Genomic DNA, 3,321 nt, shown 5'->3' with positions numbered 1-3,321 from the left:
GAATATATTTTTTTACTGATCTTGATTCTAAAGCAGGATGTTGTGGTCATCCTGCTCTACTGAATATGCTCATAGACTTTGGAACATACTATAGGGTTAGTTCTGCATGTTTTTAGTGACTTGATATGGATACGTTATCTATAGCCCATTTGAGTATGGGCTATACTGAACTAAGCAACTCATTGTACTTACTCAACTAGATAAGATATTGTTTATATTATTAATATATTACTTATAGATAATTATATAAGATACCTGTTAAGTACCTTAAGCTATTGCCTCGGTAAGATCATTGAACCATATGATGCTAACCATCGATATATCCAAAGATATATCGAAATTTGCTTAGGCTAAAGTTACGCCAATATAGTTAAATATTAACTAAGCAATCTACCCCCCTACATTCCACAGGAAGCAAACCAAAATCTTGTAATTGCTGTAAACTTGGTGAGTCAAAAGAACTGAAATTTGAATCATGATTTTTGTGTTTTCGACACTCGGAGAAATCATCATCTGCTTCATCCAATAAGCAAAACTCATTTGCTCGTAGGGTTGGATCAATCATAAAAATGCAGCTATATGTTTGTTGATGATATGAACGAGGCATAATACTGAAAGGCTTCAACTGCTTAATATTACTTTGCTTAGCAAGGAACGGATAAAGCTTATTGTTTGCAATCAATGTCAGTAAAAAACTAATTAAGAAGGTAACACTTTGAATTTCTTGTTCGAAGAATCTACTCAAATCGCGATCATTTATCTGAAGCAAAGAACTTAGCTTAAGGTTTTTTTCAAGCCTCTTGAGATCATTTACTTCTACAACATCAAAATTTAGTAATAATTGCTTCAATCTAGTTGAGGAGGAATATAACTCTAAACTCCACTGTTCCAAATAACACTGAAATAATGCGCAAGCCATCGAAGCGTTAACAAAATTATTCGACTTGGTGTTCAACTCATTATAGCTAATTAGTTCTTTCAACCACGACTGAGCTAAAGGGTATTTTTTTAATTCAAAGTAACCACTCAATAAATTAAGCACAAGCTCCTTTTCTAAATCATCCTGAGCCATTTTGGATGAATTTTCAAAATTGAATACCGTTCGCTGGCATAAGCGATCACTCAATATTCTTGGTTCATGCTGTATCAAACTGATATATGTTGAATGTGGATCTTGTCTAAAATTTAAATAATAGTCCAATTCTCTATTAAAGGTTTTAAACAACTGAAATAAACGACCTACCCGTTGTACTTCAAAAAGCTGAGTGGGTTTACTTTTCTCAATATAAAATCGACCATATCGAGCTTTATCCCCCCAAAGCTCATGCGATAAGTTGAGTGCGTAAAATGGATTCATTCGACTGATAATCTTGCTTGATTGAGTACCATCGACTCGTGTACGAATGAGTCCCTGTTGCTTTAATTTTTTGATACACCGAAAGATCGCATCTTTAGACAGTCCTGTTTTATGCTTTAATTTATGAATTCCGCATTTATTGGTAATTCCAAATTGATTACTATGTCTAACCAATACCATTAATACCAATGCCGTTTTGAAATCTATTTTTCCAAAGAATATCGGTTTAGTATGTTGTAAGTGATGTACATAAAAGTCATTTAATTTGGTATCGACAAGGTGAAAAAAAAGAGCCTTCAGCGGAAGTTCATGATTCATCATCTTAGAGAACCATCGCTCTTTCTCAAAATCACCTATCGTTTTTACACTCCCCCAAAGACCAAACATTTCAATATCTATTCTTACAAATTCTTTGCAAGATTTTTCATCAATTCCTCTAACAATTATTTGATGCTCTTGTAACTCATTCAGCGTTGTCTGCAATTTCTTATCATGAAATACAAACTCCTTTGCACTCATTGCAGATGTTAAACAAAATTCTTGCCCTCCATACATTTGAATTATTTGGAGTAACAACCATCGTGCTGTTGGGCTCAAAGCAATAGGAGAAAATTCATGAGCAAGTAAAAAAAGTAAAAATCTATCTTCCATGAATCTATCGAACACTACCCACTTGTAATTTCACAAATATGGATGATAAACCTCAAATACGCAACCATTAAAATTTAGTAAATATTAAGTTAACATTATAGTTAACATTAACTTACTAATAAGTTAATATTATTCCTGCTATTAATTTCATATAAATGCTCATCATGACAAGACCATACGAACATTTTGAAAATTGGATGAAGAAAGACAGTAAAGCTAAGGAAGATTTCATCCAAAAAAATAAAGATGCATGGAGCAAATTAGCCCCAAAACAATTTACAGTGTCTATATCCCAACCCCAAATCCTATTCGGTTATGATCAAGAACAAGCCATACTTTCAACAAAAGAATTTGTCGCCGCATCTAAAGATTTCTATGAAACCATTCGTAAAAAATTTAGGGAGCACAAGCACCAAACCTCTAAACAGCACAAAAGCCGTATTCAGGCAAGAATAAGTAAAAGCTCAACATCCAAGTGAACCGTACCGGGTTTGTCGGAGACCACTTTTCTTGAGAGAATGTCCCGATGAAAAAAGTAAAATACACCCCTGAAATCAGAGATAGAGCGGTTCAATTATTGATTGAATCCGAAAAAGATTATCCATCGAATTGGGCTGCGATCACAGCAATTGCGCCTAAGATTGGTTGTACTCCTGAAACACTTCGTGTTTGGTATCAAAAATATTTAGATAAACAAAATCCAGTTAAAGTACAGCAGCTTTCAGACCAAGAACGTATCAAACAACTCGAACGCGAAAATAAAGAACTGCAACGCGCCAATGAGATTCTACGTAAAGCAGCCGCTTTTTTCGCCCAGGCGGAGCTCGACCGCCCACACAAATAATGGTGGATTTTATCCATAACAATAAAGATCGATATGGTGTTGATGCGATTTGTAGGATTTTACCGATCGCAGCTTCAACCTATTACCGAACTTTAGATCTCGCTGACAATCCAGAACATCGAGCGAAACGAGATCTACATGATGAGCATCATGCTGAACAAATTCAACGAATTTGGAAAGAAAGTTCAGGTCGATATGGTGTGCGTAAGGTCTGGCAACAATTGAAACGTGAAGGTTATGTTATCGCACGTTGTACAGTTGCTCGATTGATGCAAAAGCTAGGTATACAAGGTGTTTGGCGTGGTAAGAATAAACAAACCACCCGTAGCCGAGATGATCAAAAAAGAGCAGATGATTTAGTGAAACGTAATTTTAATGCTGATCATCCTGACCAACTGTGGGTGAGTGACTTTACGTATATTCAAACTCATTCAGGCTGGGTCTATACCGCCTTTATTATTGATGTGTT

At 35.3% G+C, this 3,321-nt stretch carries 2 protein-coding genes, 1 pseudogene and 1 other annotated feature; of the genes and pseudogenes, 2 read left to right on the top strand and 1 reads right to left on the bottom strand.

The annotated features are described in order from the left end of the window. Nucleotides 1–370: 370 nt before the first annotated feature. Nucleotides 371–2,008, bottom strand: a complete 1,638-nt coding sequence (locus HMPREF0023_RS12015) for a hypothetical protein (protein WP_008942222.1) — start codon at nt 2,006–2,008, stop codon at nt 371–373. 197 nt (nt 2,009–2,205) lie between these two features. Here HMPREF0023_RS12015 and HMPREF0023_RS12010 point away from each other — a divergent pair, with 197 nt between their 5' ends. Then, the gene (locus HMPREF0023_RS12010; protein WP_017396678.1) at nt 2,206–2,487 is read left to right on the top strand and encodes a hypothetical protein; all 282 of its coding nucleotides are present in this window, start codon (nt 2,206–2,208) and stop codon (nt 2,485–2,487) included. A gap of 47 nt (nt 2,488–2,534) precedes the next feature. Beyond that, nucleotides 2,535–3,321: pseudogene (locus HMPREF0023_RS16345) on the top strand (IS3 family transposase); the annotation flags it as partial. Then, nucleotides 2,810–2,926: a sequence feature (AL1L pseudoknot), on the top strand. (Overlaps the previous pseudogene by 117 nt.)

Source organism: Acinetobacter sp. ATCC 27244, from assembly GCF_000156555.1.
Taxonomy (GTDB): Bacteria; Pseudomonadota; Gammaproteobacteria; order Pseudomonadales; family Moraxellaceae; genus Acinetobacter; species Acinetobacter haemolyticus.
This window is presented reverse-complemented; position numbering and strand designations above follow the sequence as displayed.

What these genes read in the sequence shown, in the direction of transcription:
- HMPREF0023_RS12015 (WP_008942222.1), bottom strand. Translation starts at nt 2,008, where the DNA reads ATGGAAGATAGATTTTTACTTTTTTTACTTGCTCATGAATTTTCTCCT.
- HMPREF0023_RS12010 (WP_017396678.1), top strand. Translation starts at nt 2,206, where the DNA reads ATGAAGAAAGACAGTAAAGCTAAGGAAGATTTCATCCAAAAAAATAAA.